The organism is Mycoplasma sp. 10961 (assembly GCF_055523525.1).
Genome location: NZ_JBVFVD010000001.1, coordinates 308,511 through 327,596 on the forward strand (window position 1 = coordinate 308,511; position 19,086 = coordinate 327,596).

The 19,086-nt window shown below is 32.4% G+C and carries 11 protein-coding genes and 2 rRNA genes; 9 read left to right on the plus strand and 4 right to left on the minus strand.

Features of this window, described 5'->3' with window-relative positions; all coding sequences use genetic code 4:
- Positions 1-78 precede the first annotated feature (78 nt).
- The 5 genes from AC0B4T_RS01425 to glyA are packed head-to-tail and all read left to right on the plus strand — an operon-like array spanning position 79 to position 6,387.
- Entirely contained in the window at positions 79-1,314 is a 1,236-nt protein-coding gene (locus AC0B4T_RS01425; protein WP_465102818.1) for a replication-associated recombination protein A, read from the plus strand.
- A gap of 1 nt (position 1,315) precedes the next feature.
- A complete protein-coding gene (gene pheS, locus AC0B4T_RS01430; protein ID WP_465102819.1) occupies positions 1,316-2,266 on the plus strand; it encodes a phenylalanine--tRNA ligase subunit alpha in 951 nt (316 codons plus the stop codon).
- Entirely contained in the window at positions 2,256-2,924 is a 669-nt protein-coding gene (locus AC0B4T_RS01435; RefSeq protein ID WP_465102820.1) for a uracil-DNA glycosylase, read from the plus strand. The genes pheS and AC0B4T_RS01435 overlap by 11 nt, the downstream gene beginning before the upstream one ends.
- Before the next feature lie 8 nt (positions 2,925-2,932).
- The gene (locus AC0B4T_RS01440) at positions 2,933-5,101 is read left to right on the plus strand and encodes a phenylalanine--tRNA ligase subunit beta (protein ID WP_465102821.1); all 2,169 of its coding nucleotides are present in this window, start codon (positions 2,933-2,935) and stop codon (positions 5,099-5,101) included.
- Between the two features lie 2 nt (positions 5,102-5,103).
- A complete protein-coding gene (gene glyA / locus AC0B4T_RS01445) occupies positions 5,104-6,387 on the plus strand; it encodes a serine hydroxymethyltransferase (RefSeq protein ID WP_465102822.1) in 1,284 nt (427 codons plus the stop codon).
- Positions 6,388-6,432: 45 nt separating this feature from the next.
- Here glyA and AC0B4T_RS01450 read toward each other — a convergent pair whose 3' ends face one another.
- The 4 genes from AC0B4T_RS01450 to AC0B4T_RS01465 all read right to left on the minus strand — a co-directional run bounded on the left by AC0B4T_RS01450 (position 6,433) and on the right by AC0B4T_RS01465 (position 10,626).
- Positions 6,433-7,044, minus strand: a complete 612-nt coding sequence (locus tag AC0B4T_RS01450) for a hypothetical protein (protein WP_465102823.1) — start codon at positions 7,042-7,044, stop codon at positions 6,433-6,435.
- A gap of 387 nt (positions 7,045-7,431) precedes the next feature.
- Positions 7,432-8,310 (minus strand): translation elongation factor Ts, encoded by an 879-nt coding sequence (gene tsf / locus AC0B4T_RS01455; protein ID WP_465102824.1) that lies wholly within the window; start codon positions 8,308-8,310, stop codon positions 7,432-7,434.
- A gap of 22 nt (positions 8,311-8,332) precedes the next feature.
- Positions 8,333-9,193, minus strand: coding sequence for a 30S ribosomal protein S2 (gene rpsB / locus AC0B4T_RS01460; protein ID WP_465102825.1), 861 nt, complete (start codon positions 9,191-9,193; stop codon positions 8,333-8,335).
- Positions 9,194-9,444: 251 nt separating this feature from the next.
- Entirely contained in the window at positions 9,445-10,626 is a 1,182-nt protein-coding gene (locus tag AC0B4T_RS01465) for an IS3 family transposase (protein WP_465102800.1), read from the minus strand.
- Positions 10,627-11,036: 410 nt separating this feature from the next.
- Here AC0B4T_RS01465 and AC0B4T_RS01470 point away from each other — a divergent pair.
- The 4 genes from AC0B4T_RS01470 (at position 11,037) to AC0B4T_RS01485 (ending at position 19,006) form a co-directional block, all read left to right on the plus strand.
- A 16S ribosomal RNA gene (locus tag AC0B4T_RS01470) occupies positions 11,037-12,545 on the plus strand.
- A 289-nt stretch (positions 12,546-12,834) separates the two neighbouring features.
- Positions 12,835-15,724: ribosomal RNA gene (locus AC0B4T_RS01475) — 23S ribosomal RNA — on the plus strand.
- The 16S and 23S rRNA genes sit together here, the layout of an rRNA operon.
- 464 nt (positions 15,725-16,188) lie before the next feature.
- Positions 16,189-18,246 carry a S8 family serine peptidase gene (locus AC0B4T_RS01480; RefSeq protein WP_465102826.1) on the plus strand — a complete coding sequence of 686 codons (2,058 nt, stop codon included), beginning with the start codon at positions 16,189-16,191 and terminating at the stop codon, positions 18,244-18,246.
- The gene (locus AC0B4T_RS01485; RefSeq protein WP_465102827.1) at positions 18,236-19,006 is read left to right on the plus strand and encodes a hypothetical protein; all 771 of its coding nucleotides are present in this window, start codon (positions 18,236-18,238) and stop codon (positions 19,004-19,006) included. The genes AC0B4T_RS01480 and AC0B4T_RS01485 overlap by 11 nt, the downstream gene beginning before the upstream one ends.
- Positions 19,007-19,086: the final 80 nt, after the last annotated feature.

The following is a 19,086-nucleotide window of genomic DNA, read 5'->3' on the forward strand; positions in this document are numbered from 1 at the left end:
TTTAAATAATAATAAAATTTAGTTAAAAATTCTATATTTAATAATATAAAAACTTCTTATATAATATAATTTATAAAAATGATTGATAAAAACCTTGCTAACTACTTAAGACCACAAAAATTAGATGATATTATTGGTCAAAACCATTTAAAAGAATTATTAAATAAAATAGTCCTTAAAAAAATTAGGTCTAGTTTTTTGTTTTTTGGCGAAAGCGGAATTGGGAAAACTTCAACAGCTTTTGCATTAGCAAATGAAATGAATTTACCATATGGTTATTTTAATGCATCAGTTGGTTCAAAAACTGAGTTAACTGAATTATTATCTAAAAACCAAATTTTAATTATCGATGAAATTCATCGATTAAATAAAGATAAACAAGAAATTTTGCTATCATATTTAGAATTTGACAAAATTATTATTTATGCAACCACAACGGAAAATCCATATTTTAAGGTAGTCCCGGCAATTAGAAGTCGTTTGCAAATTTTAGAATTTTATAAACTTTCACTTGAAGATATTACTTTCGGGCTTAGAAAAATTGTTAATGAACACTTTAAACATCTAAATATTTCGGATGAAAAACTAGCTTTGCTAGCAAACTACTCGGCGGGAGATTATAGAGCAAGTATTAATAATTTGCAAACATTAGGAATTATTAAAACAGATTTAAATGAAATTACCGAGCGAGATTTAAAAACCATTATTCCAAATATAAACTTTTATAGTGACAAAAATTCAAGCGAACATTATAATAATTTATCGGCATTTCATAAATCGGTGCGAGGAAGCGATGTTAATGCGGCTTTATATTATGGTTTTTTGATTTTAACAAGTGGCGATTACGATGGTTTGTTTCGCCGCATGCTCGCATTAGCATATGAAGACATAGGTTTAGCAAATTTGCAAATTGGGCCAAGAGTCTTAGCGGCAATTGAGACTTTTGAACGTCTAGGTCTTCCTGAAGGGGAATTGCCAGTTGCCTTAGCAATTTGTGATTTAACTTTAAGTCCAAAAAGCAATTCAACTTACTTAGCCAAAGAAAAAGTTAAAGACATAATTTTAAATCAAGGTAAAGTGTACCGCATTCCTTCACACCTAAGAGATGGACACTATCAATCAGCACAAAAATTAGGTGATGCAATTGGTTATAAATACCCTCATGATTATCCCAATAATTGAGTTGCACAAACATACTTACCCAGAGAATTACGTAATGAACAATTTTACACTCCTGGTAAAAATAAATATGAACAAGATGTCAAAAAATATTGAGAAGCTTTAAAAGAAAATTGAAAAAAGAATAAGGAGTAAAATGTTAAATTTAGACTTAATTGATAATATTGAAGATTTAAAACAACTTAAAGCCAAACTTTACGGAAACCAAGGACAAATATTTCAATTACAACAAATATTAAAAACAGCCCCTAGTGAACAAAAAAAAGAAATTGGTCAAACAATCAACAAACTAAAAAAAGAATATGAAAAATTTTTTGCTCTTGCTGAGCAAAAAATTACTAAATTAAATATTGACCAAAAAATTAACTCAGAATTTGTGGATATTAATTTACCGACTTTAAAACCAGGATCTTTAAATCCAATTACAATCATCGAAGAAAGATTAAAAGATTGATTTATACAACATGGTTATTACCAACAATTTGATTCTGAAGTTGTTTCTGACTTATACAACTTTGAAAAATTAAACATTCCACAAGATCACCCAGCACGCGGAATGCATGATTCGTTGTATATAAATGCAACAACATTATTGCGAACTCATAATACTGGAATTAGTGCAAAAGTTCTTGAAGAAAATAAAAATATGGAATTAGGTACTTTTTCAATTGGTAAAGTATACCGTAATGATGAAGATGATGCAACACACTCTCACCAATTTACTCAACTCGATTTTGTAGCTGTTGGTAAATTAAGTTTTCCAAACTTAATTTGAACATTAAAATCTTTATTATCATATGTTTTAGAAACAGAGATACAGTTAAGATTAAGACCAAGTTATTTTCCATTTACTGAACCAAGTGTTGAAGTTGACATTTTTTATAATAACCGTTGAATTGAAATTCTCGGCGCTGGAATGTTGCACCCAAAAGTTTTAGAATTAGCCGGTTATACTAATGGTATGAATGGATTTGCTGCAGGATTAGGAATTGAACGTATTACAATGATTAAATTTGGTTTTAATGACATTAGAGATTTATATAAAAATGATTTAAGAATCATGGAGCAATTTAATTATGAAAGATAGTTTTTTAAAAATTTTACAATCTGAAGGAAAAAAGTCTTACTTTACTAAAATCTTAGATAATTTATCCCTTTCAGCGAAACAAAATAAAACAATCTGGCCACACCAAACTGAAATGTTTCGTGCCTTTGAATTTTTTCAAACTCACGAAACTAAACTAATTATTCTAGGTCAAGATCCTTATAGTGAATATGGTGTTGCTGATGGTCTTGCTTTTTCTACACATAATTTAAAAACCCCTGCCACACTTAAAAATATCTTTAAAGAGCTTAAAAATGATTATCCAAATATAACTTTAAATTCTAATTCTTTGGTACCATGAGCTAAACAAAAAATCTTATTATTAAATTCAAGTTTAACAGTTGAGGAAAATAAACCTAATTCACACCAAAATATTGGTTGAAGTTTTTTCATAAGTACAATTATCCAAGAAATTGTCAGGGTAAATAAAGATGTTTTAATCTTGGCTTTAGGTAATTATGCACATAAAATTGTTGATAATTCATTATATTTATTAAACTATGATACAAATAATTTATTTAAACTATCGCATCCTTCGCCGCTAGGATACCGTCATAGTTTTAAAAATTCGCAAATCTTTAAAACTATTAATGCTCGTTTAGAAACATTAAATAAAGAGCCCATTGATTGAAATTTATAAGGAGTGACATGATTTTATCTCTTAAACATTTAAAGAAATATTTACCATCTCTTACTTTAACACCAGGCCAAGTTGAAATTGCTTTAAATGAACTTGGTTTTGAAGTTGAAAGTATCAAACCCTTTGCTAATGTAACAGGTGTAATTTTTGCTAAAGTTTTAAAAGTTGAATTAAATCCTAATTCAGATCGGTTAGATGTAGTAAATTTAGCAACTAAAAATGGTAATATTACAATCCAAACAACAAATCGAATCTTAAAAGAAGGCGACCTAGTAATTTGTTTCCCAGTTGGTTCAACCAAAGATGGAGTTACCTTTAAAGAAGTTATGTTAAAAGGTGTTCTATCACAAGGGATGATGGCTTCATGATCAGAAATTGGGTATCAATATGAATTATTAACAAATAAAGATCAATTATTGGTTTTACCTAATCATTTTGCAAGCTTAGAAGATGATCCAATGGAATTATTAGGAATTAATGATTATATTATAGAAATTTCAGTTACGGCAAACCGAAATGATGCAAATTCATATTATTTTTTAGCTAAAGAATTAGCAGCGTATTTTAAAACTGAGTTTAAACCAATATTCATAAATAATACATCTCCAAGTTTTACCTCTGACTTTAAAGTTGTAAAAAATAAAGCTAATGAACTTTCATTTTTAGAAGTTCATGGTAAAAATCAAACTAGTTTATATGAAAAAATGTTTTTAGCCAAACATGGAATTTCAAGCTCGTTTGATTGAAGTGTTAATTTAACTAATTTAACACTTTTAGAAATTGGTGTTCCGGTTCATGTTTATGATGCTCAAAAAATTTCTAAAAATATTAATTGTGATTTATTTAGCGGAAAGGTAGAAATTTTAGGTCAAAAACAAATTGAGGTTACTAATGTTCTAACCATATTTGATGATCAAGGGCCTATATCCCTAGCTTCTGTAATGGGATTAGAAAAGTCAAAAGCTGACCTAGATACTACTAATTATTTATTTGAAATTGGTGTTTTTGATCCAAAATTAGTACGCCACGGGGCAAAAGAAATTAAATTATTAACTAGTGCTGCAAATCAAGGTTCGCGAACTATCACAAGATATAGTGCAAAAATAGCCTTAGAATACATTCAAGCCAAAACAAGCAATTTAAAAATATCGAACGTTATTAACCCAATATGTTTATTAAATAAAAAAGAAATTTTATTTGATAAACAAAAATTAGAAATGTATTCGGGTTCTAAAGATTTGAATATATTTCAAGATCCATTAAAGCAACTAGAATCTTTAGGTTTTGAGTTTAAAGAAAACTTAGTTTTAGTTCCAGACTATCGATATGATATTAATTATTTTGAAGATATTATTGAAGAAATTTTCCGCTTTTATTCATATCAAAATTTTCAACCAAAAGCTGTTAATATCACTCCTTTAAAAACACAAAAGCGAGACAATAACAAAGGTTATTGATTGCATAATGGTTATAATGAAGCAAGAACATTTTGTTTAGTTTCAAAAAACAAAAACTTTTTGAATCCGCTCTGCTGAAAAGAAAATATTGATTTATTAACCTTTGTTTCAAAAGAACGCGAATCAGTTCGTAAATCAATCATAACTTCATTGCAAGAAGTAATAATTTATAATCAAAAGCGTAAATTAGAACAAATTAATATCTTTGAACACGGTATGGTTGTTTCTGAAGAGTTTGTATATGGTTTGGCGTCAACAACTAAAAGTTTTCAAGAATTAAAACAAGATATAATTAACTTTTTAAACTTAGAATTAACTTTTGAAAAATTTGATAATTATGAATTCGTACACCAAAACGTATCGGCAAAAATCTTTCATAATGATAAACTAATTGGATGAATTGGAAAAATTCATCCAATGTATGATGATACTAATGCTTTTTATGCTGAATTTATTATCCCAGACTTACCAAATACTTTCCATAAATTTAAACCAATTAATTATGAACCAATGAAAAGTATTGATTTAACCTTTGAACTTTTAAATAAGCAAAGTATTGATGAATACTTAAAACCAATTATTCTAAATCATAATCCATATGAAATTAAAATAATTGATGATTATCAAAAAGAAACATCGCATAATATAACAATTAGAATTACTGACTATGAATCAGTAATTAAAGAAATAAACCAAGTATTTAATAAAGGAGAATCATAATTATGTATCAAAAAATTAAATTATCCGACCAAGTAATTCAAGATGCGATTAATAATGAATTAAAACGTCAAGAAGACCATGTGGAATTAATTGCTTCTGAAAACTTTGTTTCTGAAGATGTATTAAAAGCGCAAGGGAGCATTTTAACAAATAAATATGGTGAAGGATATCCAAATGCAAGATATTATGGTGGTTGCGAAAATGTTGATATTATTGAATCAACTGCAATTGAACGTTTAAAACAACTTTTTGGTGTTGAGTACGCAAACGTACAACCATATTCAGGCTCAACAGCTAATGCAGCTGCTATTGCTTCTGTAGCACCTAGTGGTGGAAAAATCATGGGCTTATCTTTAAATTGCGGAGGTCATTTAACTCATGGTTATAAAATTAGTTTTAGTGGCATTTTTTACCAATCCGTTTCATATGATTTAAATCAAGAAGGATATTTAGATTATGATGCAATTGAACAATTGGCAATCCAAGAAAAACCGGATTTAATTATTTGTGGCTATTCTGCTTATTCACGTACCATCGACTTTGCAAGATTTAAGGCAATTGCTGATAAAGTAGGGGCTAAATTGATGGCTGATATAGCACATATTGCAGGCTTAATTGTGGCAGGAGAGCACCCTTCTCCGGTGGGATATGCAGATATTATTACATCTACAACTCATAAAACATTACGTGGTGGTCGTGGCGGAATCATTATGACTAATGATCCAGAAATTGCTAAAAAAGTTAATCGTTGAGTTTTTCCAGGTTATCAAGGCGGCCCTTTATTTCATGCTATTGCTGGCAAAGCAGTTGCATTTTATGAAGCATTACAACCTCAATTTAAAACCTATGCTCAAAATATCATTAAAAACACCCGTCAAATGGCCCAAAAATTTCAAGAACTTGGTGCAAAAGTTATCAGTGGTGGAACCGATAATCATTTATTTATGATAAATGTTTTTGATACCTATGGAATTAATGGTTTGCAAGCCGAGACATTATTGCATAAATTAAATATTACCTTAAACAAAAACTCTATACCTTTTGATAAATTAAATCCACGTTTAGGAAGTGGAATTAGAATTGGCACTGCTGCAATGACAAGTAGGGGCTTTAAACATTGAGATGAATTAGCAACCATCATTCATAATGTTTTATCTAATTATGAATTTTATGCTTCAAATAGCAATGATGCAAAAAATAAACTTAACGAATTAAAGCAAGATATTTTAGAATTTTTAAAAGAAGCGCCAATCAAAAAATCATATTTAGAAATAAATAATTTATAAGCAATTTAAAAACATTCAGAAAACTTATCTGAATGTTTTTGATTTTTACTTACTAAACCACACTTTGTTTCTTTTTATTCCTAATCTTCTATTGTATTCTGTCAAATCACTTCTAGTTTGCACTTCATGAACTGTAATTGAGTTAATATTTGGTACATTGTTTTTATCAATAAAAATAAAATATTGACCTGAAATGATTTGTTTTGTATTATTACCATATGAAATATAGTGAATTTTTACAGAATCCTCATCTATTTCAACTGAATCCATTGGTTCATTAACGGCATAGTTAGCATAGTAAATAACATAGTATTTGTCTTGAATATCTTTACCAAAGACTCTTTGAACCTGATTTGAAAAAAGTTCTCAATTATCCTTAATTTGAGTTGCTAGTCTTTCGTTAGTAGTTCTTTGAATGATATCATTTTTGAAATCCTCAGAATTTTTAACTAAAAAAGGTTTTTCACGGATTTCATTACTAAAATTGGTAGGATTTCATAATTCATTTTGTAATCTATAAATATTTTGAGTAATTTCAACGTCATTATTGTAGTTTATTAAATCAGGCACCCTCTTTTGTACACAGGAAATTAAACTAAATATTGGCACGGTAGTTAAAGTTGATATTATAAATAATTTTTGCTTTCTTAATTTCATTTGTCTCCTTTATAACTTTTTAATATTATTTATTAAAGTTATTCCATAAATTATAATTAAATATAAACATTTCCATTTAATGTTTTTATCAATTGATACAAGCGAAATAATCCCTATATTTGTATAAAAATTAATAGAATTTATCTTTAGTTTTTGTACTTGTGCTGCCTACTGTTAACTTTGTAAAAGATATCTTCAGTTTTTACATCTTTTAAATAAATATTTTCTTTAGAATTTTGTTGAGCAAGAGCCATTAAAGCACGGTTGAAGTAACTGGTAAAATCATTAAAGGTTTTTAAGTTGCATAATCTCTTTCTAAATATAATATTAAAAATAATTAATTAAAATAAAAACATTCACAATATTCTGAATGTTTTTATTTTATTATTATTTAACCATACTTGCAACATCAGCTGCAAAGTTAGACTGAACTTTTTCAATTCCTTCACCAACTTCAAATCTTGCAACTTCTACTAATGTAGCATTGTGATTAGCTAAATATTTTTCAACAGTTAAAGAATCTTCCATAACAAAGGCTTGTTTTTCTAGAACAAATTCTGATAGTTGTTTAGTTAACCAACCTTCCTGGATCTTTTCTTGAATCTGTGCTGGTTTATTTTCGAATCCGGCTGGTTTTTCAAAACTAGATTTTAAAGCTTCAAAACGATCAGTTGGAATTTGGCTTACTAAAGTAAATTCAGGGTTCATTGCTGAAACATGCATTGCAACATTTTTAGCAGCATCAACAGCTTTCCCTTTTACTTTAACAACTGCGGCAACTTGAGAATTAGCATGTACATAAACGCCTAAAACTTCAGCTTCGTTTGCTTCAAGAGCTGAAACGCGGCGCAATGAAATTTTTTCTCCAATTACAGATGTTGCTTCAATTAGTGAATTTTCAATTGTTACACCTGCTTCTAATTCTAATTGGTATGCATCTTCTAAAGAAGTAACATTACTATCTAAAACTCTTTGAGCAACCTTGTTTAATAATTCAACAAATTTTTGGTTTTTAGCAGCAAAGTCAGTTTCAGAATTAATTTCAACTAAAACTGCCCTTTTATCATTTCCTAAAGCAACTACTGCCCCTTCAGCTGCTACTCTACCTGCTTTTTTAGCGGCTTTAACAATACCATTTTCTCTTAATCAGTTAATAGCCGCTTCAATATCATCGTTAGAAGCTTCTAAAGCTTTTTTACAATCAATTAATGAAGAATTAGTTCTAGCTCTTAATTCTTTAATTAATTCCATTTTGTTTGCACTCATTTTTAACTCCTTTTTATTAATACTATTCTAAATTAGCTTCTGCTTCTTTAGTGAATTCTTCACCATTTTGTTTAGTTCCTGGCATTTCAGGAAAAACTATTTTAGTATCATCTTGGTATGCGAATCAGTGGTGTCCGCCTCTTGCTTTAACAATAGCGTCAGCAATAATCGTCATGAATACTTGGATGAATTTTGCTGAATCATCATTTCCTGGAACTCCTAAGTCAACTGTATCAGGATTGGAATTAGAGTCTAAAATAGCAATAACTTTTAATCCTTTTTTCTTTGCTTCTTTAATAGCAATTTCATCTTCGTTAGGATCAGCTACTATCATTACATGTGGTAAACGTCTCATTTTACTCATAGCACGTATACCATTTAAGTTTTTGTGTAATTTTTCTAATTGTTTAGTTTTTTCTAAAGCCTCTTTTTTGGTGTAACCCTTAAAGTTATTTGCAGCTTTTGCTTCTAATTGCTCCATAGTATTAACACTACGCATAATAGTAGCATTGTTTGTTAACGTTCCACCTAATCATCTTTCAGTTACGAATAATGAATTAGTTCTTTCCGCAGCTTTTTTAACTGCATCTCTAGCTTGTTTTTTAGTACCAACGAAAATAAATTCTGTACCTTTTGCAGCTAAGTTGTTAACAAGCTTATATGCATATTCAAGGTGATTTTGTGTTTTGTAAACATCAATAATATGTACACCTTTTAGTTTACGGTTAGGAACTAAGTATTCCTTCATTTTTGGATTTCAAGCAAAAGTTTTATGTCCAAAGTAAGAACCTGATTCAAGAAGTTTTTCTCTTGAAATAATTGGTTTTCTTTCTTGTTTTTGTCTTGATTCTTTTTCTAGTTTGTGGGTTTCGTTTGTTTTCATAAGTAAAAAATCCTTTTCTTTAGTTTGTTATTTTCTAAGCAATATTTCGAGCACCTAGCACTATAATATTATTTTTAGCACACCCAAGTGAATCCATATTACCGTTAATATAATTTTAAAATTTAAGTGTTATAAAAACACGTTTTTATTTTACCATATTTCAATAAAAACGAAAATTATTTATTTGTGGAATTAATACAAAGATTAATGTTGATCTAAACATGGACAGCAAAATTTAACATTTTAGTAACTTATAATGCCATTGCAAATTGCTTTGGCGTTTTTCAGTTTAAGTTTGATTGAATTCGATCGTTATTATACCAAACTACATATTCTTGTATCATATCATTGAGTTCATTGAATGTTATTTTGGAATAATCTAAATCATTTAATAATTCGGTTTTAATGATCCCAAACCAATATTCAATTTCTCGATTATCAAGTGAATTTCCCACTCTTGATAACGAAACAACGCCACCAATATTTTGAACTTCTTTAATATATTGATGATGTGTATATTGAAAGCCATGATCTGAGTGAATGATAAAATTTTTGGGTTTGTATTGTTTTAATGAATTTAAATTGTCTAAAACTAGTTCTAGATTATTACTTCTTGATAATTTAAAACCAACAATTTGTTTAGTTTTATGAGACAAAATTGCAGACAAATAAACGTGTGATTCTAACACGTCTTTTGGTGCTTTTATATATGAAACATCAGTTGCATAAATATTTCGATTGTTTTGATCGTTATAATCACGATTTACGAAGTTATCAATTTGTGAAGATACATTTTTAATTTCTTTTCGTTTTGATTTTTGTCTAAGCTTACATTTTAGGCCTAAAAGGTTCATATATCTCCCTAAAGAACGTTCGTTTATATCTATTTTGTATTTTTGAGATATGTAAACACTTAGCTTTAGCCTTCCATATCTTGACTTTGTTTCTATGAACGATTTTTCAATTACATCACTATGTTTAGGGAGTTTTTGTGAAATTTTAATCTTATGAGTTTTAGAAATTGTTTGCCTAGAAATGCCAAAAACTTCTGAAAGCTTCACATAACTTATGCTAAAACTTTTTAATTCAATAACTTTCTTACTTTTGGGTAATTCATTGGTAATTTCATAATATCTTTTAGCTATTTGTAACAAATCATCACGATCAAAAATATCTCAATTTGGTTCTCTTTTCTTCTTAGGACTGCCACTTCCTTTTTTGCGGTTTTCGCCTTTCTTTGTCTGCAATAAGTCTTCCATACCTAAATTATAATACTTAATTATTTTATTAATTCTAACTTTTACACTATTTCTTTGTAAGTTTTTTGTTCCTGGTGATATTTGGTAAATAGCCCGAAAAGCACCTGGGAAACCTGACTTTTGATATTCTTCATATATTTTTGCAAATTCTTCTTTCTTTAAATGTCTTGACATAATTTTCCTTTCAAAAAATTTTTTCGTTGGTACCAACGAATGGTAACAAAAAAGCTAACATTTACATGTTAACTTTTCTGTCCGGCTTTATAACCTAAATTTTTTTTAATCTCCCGCCTTTGATTGCAATCAAAGGGGCCTTACTTTTGGCAAAAGTAAGCAAAACCAACGAGAAAACACTCTGTGTTTTCTATTTTATCATACATTTTTTTATCTAAAAATTGTGTTAAAATTAAAAGACAATTATTTTGTTAACATCTCGCAAGTGACTTTCCCAAAAAACACCCAACAAAAAAATAAAAAAATATTTTGGTTTTTATTTTTTTGTACTATAATTATCTTGCGCTTTTTGAAAAAGCAGCATGAAGTTCTTTGAAAACTAGATATACACACAAAACATGACAGTCAATTTTTTCGAGAGTTTGATCCTGGCTCAGGATGAACGCTGGCTGTGTGCCTAATACATGCATGTCGAGCGGAGTTCTTTTAGAACTTAGCGGCGAATGGGTGAGTAACACGTACTTAACATACCTCTTAGATTGGGATAACGGTGAGAAATTATCGCTAATACCGGATACTTATATAGTTCGCATGAATTATATATAAAAGGAGCCTTAAAGCTTCACTAAGAGATTGGGGTGCGGAACATTAGCTAGTTGGTAAGGTAATGGCTTACCAAGGCGATGATGTTTAGCGGGGTTGAGAGACTGATCCGCCACACTGGGACTGAGATACGGCCCAGACTCCTACGGGAGGCAGCAGTAGGGAATTTTCCACAATGGACGAAAGTCTGATGGAGCGACACAGCGTGCAGGATGACGGCCTTCGGGTTGTAAACTGCTGTTATAAGGGAAGAAAAAGCATTAGAGGAAATGCTAGTGTCTTGACGGTACCTTGTCAGAAAGCAACGGCTAACTATGTGCCAGCAGCCGCGGTAATACATAGGTTGCAAGCGTTATCCGGAATTATTGGGCGTAAAGCGTCTGTAGGTTGTATGTTAAGTCTGGCGTGAAAACTTGGGGCTCAACCCCAAATTGCGTTGGATACTGGCATGCTAGAATTGTGTAGAGGTTAGCGGAATTCCTAGTGAAGCGGTGAAATGCGTAGATATTAGGAAGAACACCAATTTGGCGAAGGCAGCTAACTGGGCACATATTGACACTGAGAGACGAAAGCGTGGGGAGCAAACAGGATTAGATACCCTGGTAGTCCACGCTGTAAACGATGATGATTAGCTGATAGAAAATCTATTGGCGCAGCTAACGCATTAAATCATCCGCCTGAGTAGTATGCTCGCAAGAGTGAAACTTAAAGGAATTGACGGGGATCCGCACAAGCGGTGGAGCATGTGGTTTAATTTGAAGATACGCGTAGAACCTTACCCACTCTTGACATCTTCTGCAAAGCTATAGAGATATAGTGGAGGCTAACAGAATGACAGATGGTGCATGGTTGTCGTCAGCTCGTGTCGTGAGATGTTCGGTTAAGTCCTGCAACGAGCGCAACCCTTATCCTTAGTTAATTTTCTAGGGAGACTGCCCGAGTAATTGGGAGGAAGGTGGGGACGACGTCAAATCATCATGCCTCTTACGAGTGGGGCAACACACGTGCTACAATGGATAGTACAAAGAGACGCAAAATGGTGACATCAAGCAAATCTCAAAAAACTATTCTCAGTTCGGATTGTAGTCTGCAACTCGACTACATGAAGTCGGAATCGCTAGTAATCGTAGATCAGCTACGCTACGGTGAATACGTTCTCGGGTCTTGTACACACCGCCCGTCACACCATGGGAGCTGGTAATGCCCGAAGTCGGTTTTGTTAACTACGGAGACAACTGCCTAAGGCAGGGCCGGTGACTGGGGTGAAGTCGTAACAAGGTATCCCTACGAGAACGTGGGGATGGATTACCTCCTTTCTACGGAGTACATTAAGTTACAATTCATTTTAGTAACAATTACCAATTTATGATATGGTTATCATTTCTTATTTAATGTCATGGTTGAGATAACCCAACATGTATATCTAGTTTTGAGAGAACTTCTCTCATTTTGTTCTTTGAAAACTGAATAGTAAAGATAAATTAATATAACAACGACATCAAAAAATAAATTAGTCAATTTGTTTTGGATAACCGAGTAATTATTTTATAAATAATTTATTAAAATGTCTTTGAATACATCAACAACAATAGGTAAATATTGAACTTTTAAATAAGTAAGAGTGAGTGGTGGATGCCTTGGGTCTGGAAGTCGATGAAGGACGTGATTACCTGCGATAAGCCTCGTGGAGCTGGATATGAGCTACGATACGGGGATTTCCGAATGGGGAAACCTAGTTAGAGTAATGTCTAACTGCTTCAAGATGAATAAAATAGTCTTGATTGCGAGACACGTTGTGAACTGAAACATCTTAGTAGCAACAGGAAAAGAAAATAAAATATGATTCCATTAGTAGCGGCGAGCGAAAGTGGAAGAGCCCAAACCACCTTAGGGTGGGGTTGTAGGACTATCTACATAAAGTTACAAATTTTTGTTATAGCAGAAAAAGTTGGGAAACTTTAGCATAGAGGGTGATACTCCCGTATGCGAAATAGCAAAAACTTTTGATAGCATCCTGAGTAGGGCGGGGCACGTGAAACCCTGTCTGAATCTACCGGGACCATCCGGTAAGGCTAAATACTAACCAGACACCGATAGTGAACTAGTACCGTGAGGGAAAGGTGAAAAGAACCCCGGGAGGGGAGTGAAATAGATTCTGAAACCACTTACTTACAATTAGTCAGAGGCCGTTAATGGCTGATGGCGTACATCTTGCAGTATGGACCGGCGAGTTATGTTAACATGCGAGGTTAAGCGGAAAAAAGCGGAGCCGTAGAGAAATCGAGTCTTAATAGGGCGTTTAGTATGTTGACATATACCCGAAACCAGGTGATCTATTCATGAGCAGGCTGAAGCTTGGGTAATACCAAGTGGAGGGCCGAACCGTAGTACGCTGAAAAGTGCCCGGATGACTTGTGAATAGCGGAGAAATTCCAATCGAACTTGGAGATAGCTGGTTCTCCTCGAAATAGCTTTAGGGCTAGCGTGTGATGTTAAACTTTGGTGGTAGAGCACTGAATATGGAATGGCCGCGCCTAGCGGTACTGACTATAATCAAACTCCGAATACCATTGTGTATTGTCATGCAGTCGGAACCGGGGTGCTAACGTCCCGGCTCGCGAGGGCAACAACCCAGATCGTCGGCTAAGGTCCCAAAATTATGTTAAGTCAGAAAGGTTGTGAGATTTCATAAACAACTAGGAGGTTGGCTTAGAAGCAGCCACCCTTTAAAGAGTGCGTAATAGCTCACTAGTCAAGAGATCTTGCGCCAATAATGTAACGGGAGTAAAACATAATACCGAAGCCACGGGTACGAAAGTACGTTAGAGGAGCGTTCTTAATGCAACGAAGTCAGACCGTGAGGACTGGTGGAGCGTTAAGAAGTGAGAATGCCGGTATGAGTAACGATTCGTAGTGAGAATCTACGACGCCTATTGGGAAAGGTTTCCTGGGGAAGGTTCGTCCACCCAGGGTTAGTCAGGACCTAAGGAGAGGCTGAAAAGCGTATCTGATGGATAACAGGTTAATATTCCTGTACTGCCTTGTTATAGTGATGGAGTGACGGAGAAGGATAACACTACCTATTAATGGATTTAGGGGTAAGTAGTGACTGGTGAATATAGTTAAATGCGTATTCTACAACCGGGAGCTACGATGCATAAGGCTTTGGCCTGAATTGTGTGATTTCATACTTCCAAGAAAAGCTTCTAAACGTTTAAATAACAGGGTACCTGTACCGAGAACGGACACACGTTCCCAAGATGAGTATTCTAAGGCGAGCGAGAAAACCAATGTTAAGGAACTCTGCAAATTAACCCCGTAAGTTCGCGATAAGGGGTGCCAACATTAAACCGTTGGCCACAGTAAATTGTGAGGGGCAACTGTTTATCAAAAACACAGCTCTCTGCTAAACCGCAAGGTGATGTATAGGGGGTGAAGCCTGCCCAGTGCCCGAAGGTTAAGTGGATGCGTTAGCTTAATGCGAAGCGTTGAAATGAAGCCCGGGTGAACGGCGGCCGTAACTATAACGGTCCTAAGGTAGCGAAATTCCTTGTCGGCTAAATACTGACCTGCACGAAAGGCGCAATGATCTCTCAACTGTCTCAACATTGGACTCGGTGAAATTATGGTCCCAGTGAAAACGCTGGGTACCCGCATCAAGACGAAAAGACCCCATGGAGCTTTACTACAACTTCGTATTGAAACTTGGCCTAACATGTGTAGGATAGGTGGGAGACAGTGAGATCAAGGCGCTAGCCTTGAAGGAGTCAACCTTGAAATACCACCCTTGGTATGTTGAGTTTCTAACCTGCCGCCGTTATCCGGCGGGGAGACAGTGCGTGGTGGGTAGTTTGACTGGGGCGGTCGCCTCCTAAAAGGTAACGGAGGCGTTCAAAGGTACACTCAATACGGTCAGAAACCGTATGTAGAGCGCAAAGGTAGAAGTGTGCTTGACTGCGAGACCTACAAGTCGAGCAGGTGCGAAAGCAGGACTTAGTGATCCGGCTGTACGTCATGGAACGGCAGTCGCTCAACGGATAAAAGTTACCCTGGGGATAACAGGCTTATCTTGCCCAAGAGATCACATCGACGGCAAGGTTTGGCACCTCGATGTCGGCTCATCGCATCCTGGAGCTGGAGTCGGTTCCAAGGGTTTGGCTGTTCGCCAATTAAAGCGGTACGCGAGCTGGGTTCAGAACGTCGTGAGACAGTTCGGTCCCTATCTGATGTGGGCGTTGGAATATTGATGAGAGCTGCTCTTAGTACGAGAGGACCGGAGTGGACGTACCGCTGGTGTTCCAGTTGTTCCGCCAGGAGCATAGCTGGGTAGCTAAGTACGGAAGGGATAACCGCTGAAAGCATCTAAGTGGGAAGCCTCCTCAAAGATAAGTATTCCCTTGAAATTCCTTGTAGACTACGAGGTTGATAGGATGGAAGTGTAAGTGTAGTAATACATTCAGCTGACCATTACTAATAAATTGATAGGTTTAAAAGTTAAATGTATTCATGAGATTTTAATAAATTACTTTACTGTTCAGTTTTCAGAGAATAAGTAAAAACTCCCCTGAGGGGAGTTTTTTGTTAAAGGTTAAAAATTTAATTTGCTTGTTAAACTAAAATATTTTATTAAATGGACTAACAAATTTAGGATATAGGATCAATCCTTAAATTAATTTTAGTGCAATTTATGGGTCACTATAAAACTGCTGCATTTTCTGTTTTTGCTTACTTTTGTTATGTAAAAATTAAAAGATAATTGTTTTCTTAATATCTCGCATGTGATTTTCAAAAAACATTAATTTCACTTGATCAAAATTTTTTATGCTATAATTTTATTAGGTATATTTTAAATATTAAAATTATTTATTAGAATGAAATTTTATTAATAGCAAAATATACTTTTTTAATAAAAATAATATTACATTAAAATTTAATTTACATAAAATTAAGGAGATAATTATGAAAAAGGAACTAAAAGTTTGCTTTTTAACTTTAATAAGCACTAGTGCTTTAACAACATTTTTTGCTACGCCAGTGGCCAAATATATTACACGAGATACAATGTGATATGAAAATCTTAATGACATAAAATTTGAAACTAGGGCCCAAGGTACCACTATTGCATTAAATCAAAATAATGAAGCAATTGCTATCCCAGTTAACAACAATTTTGAACTGAAACTATTACTAAACCCTGGTTTTGAAACTGAAAATGAAGAATTTTTAAGCAAATTTAATCATGATTTTATAAATAAAGTTAATCAAAATAATTTAAAATATAAATCATTTGAAAAACTTACAATGATGCCTATTGTATGATTTTATTTTGAAAATGAATTTGAAAGAAAAACTTTTGTAGATAAAATTTGAAATTGAAAAGAAATTTTCAAAATTATATTATTTAAAAATGAAAAACCTGAACCACAAGCAAAAATTGATGTACTTAATCATATTCTTTCTGAAAACGATCGACTTTATGGTGGTGGGTCATATAACTATGCTCCAGATTCAACAAACCCACACTTTGAAAAATTTAAGCAATCGGTTCAGAAAAATGCTGAAATTGTAAAAGTTAGTGGTTATATGAATAATAACCACATTAATAAAATAGGAGTTTTAGAATCATGAGCATATCCATTTGATAAAAGCTATCAAAAATACTTCAAAAATGGAATTGAAATAAATGATCTTAATGAACAAACCAAACCTTGACATAAAACACACTCCACAATGGTTTCAATGATAGCTGGTGGAGCATTTGGATTTGATAGAACTTCGCAAATATATTTATATAATTTTGGTAAGCATGAAAGTAAGTGGGCAACAACAATAGAGAAAATGGTAAAAACAGATGGAATTAGGATTATCAATCACAGTTACGGACCATCAATGTATGATGAATATGGTAATCGATTCCAATCATATGATTTAGGTTACGATGAAGATGCATATTTTTTAGATTACATAACTAGAAAATATGGAGTAATTAACATTTTAGCCGCATCTAATAATGGTGAAAATAACACACATTACATAACAAACCAAAACTTATCTTTTAATACAATAATTATTGGAGCACTTGATGATTCTGCAACTAAGTATAATATTAAAAAGAATATAATAGCTTCATATTCAAATTATCGTCATTTCAAAGAATTTGAAAATATATCGAAGCCATTAGTTGTTGCTCCAGCATATTTTTATGATCCAATTTATAATGTTAATGAATATGAGCATGGAACTAGTTATGCTGCACCTGTAGTAACTGGTTTGATTTCTAACTTACTCAAATATAGATCAGATATTAGAAATAGCGATTATAAAATACCAATTGTAAAAGCAATTTTATCGGCATCTGCTGTTAGTCCAAATCACGATAATTTAACCTATAAGTCAAGTGGTTATGAACAAAAATTTGGTGCTGGAACAGTAGACTTTAAAACAATGTTAGAAGCAGCTAATAATTATTCAACACTAAAAATTCATCCAACTAATGATAGTGGTTTTGTATTTTCAAGTAAAGAAATAAATTTAAAAAAGAATCAAACGATAAAAATATCTAGTTCCTGAATGTTTAATGCTGGTCTTTTAAATCAATCTGAAGTTAGGCCAGAGTATAAAGAAAATACAAGTTGGTGAAATTCATTTTTAAATTTCTTTTCTCCATCACGTAAAAGAAGCCAAGAACTAGAAAAACAAAAAACTATTGCCGAGGGTAAAATGTGAGACTTAACTCATAAATCTGAGATTCGTTTGACTCAATCTGAGGCAATTAAACGTCAAAACAACAATTGATTTTCTGATTATGACTTATATTTAGAAAAAAAGGAATCAAATGGAAAATGGGTTGTTGTTAAGATGATTCAGTCTGCAGTGAGTAATGATGAATTATTAGAATATAAAGCAACTTCTTCAGGGACTTATAGATATCGCATTAAAAAGTATGAGAAATATGACTTTAGCAATTCTGTATATGATTTAATAGCTGTAACACATGTGGTAAGAAATGAAGATTAATAAAAAGCTATGATTTTCTTTTGGTGCTTTATTAACAACACCACTAACTACATTATCTTGTTCTTTGCCACGAAATACGAATTTTGTTGAAATTTTAGATGAATCTTGTTCTTTGCCTTGAAATACGAATTTTGTTGAAATTTTAGATGAACTTAATGAAAAAGCCAAAACCTTTCGTACAACAAAAGTTTTTGTACCTGAGCAGTGATTAAAAGATGATGTACATATAAAAACCGAAAGGGTCCAAAAAAAAGAGGCAACCCGATTTGCCTTTAATTCTTTTTATTTTGATAATTTTCCTACTGAAAAAAAACTTGGAGGAATTATAAAAATAGAAACTAAAGAAGACTTTGATGAATATATAATTAAACGTTTTAAAGAACTTCACAGTTTTGATGATTTTAATGAAGATTCCCAAATTAAAGATTTATTCAGTAGATTATATTTAAATAATAACGAAGTATATGAGTTTTTAAAAAATAATACTATTTTCATTATTCCGTATATTTTAACAACTTGATTTGGTGGGATAATACCTGCTTATGATGAGAATAAAATAATTTTATATCAAATTTCTGGGGCCCCTCGCCTTAATTTACCAACAGTAACTCCTCAAAGTTACTTATGAAGTGTCTTTAGCATACCAAAGCATATGAAAATAGAAATTAGACGTGTGGCTAATGATTTATTATCCATGGACGAATATACCAGCCAGGTTATAGAATGATATAATACAGTTTACAAGAAAATTTATCCATAATTTTTTTATATTCTATAATGTATGTTTATATATTTAAGTTAGCAATAAATTAACTATATAAACAAAATAAGCATAAAGAA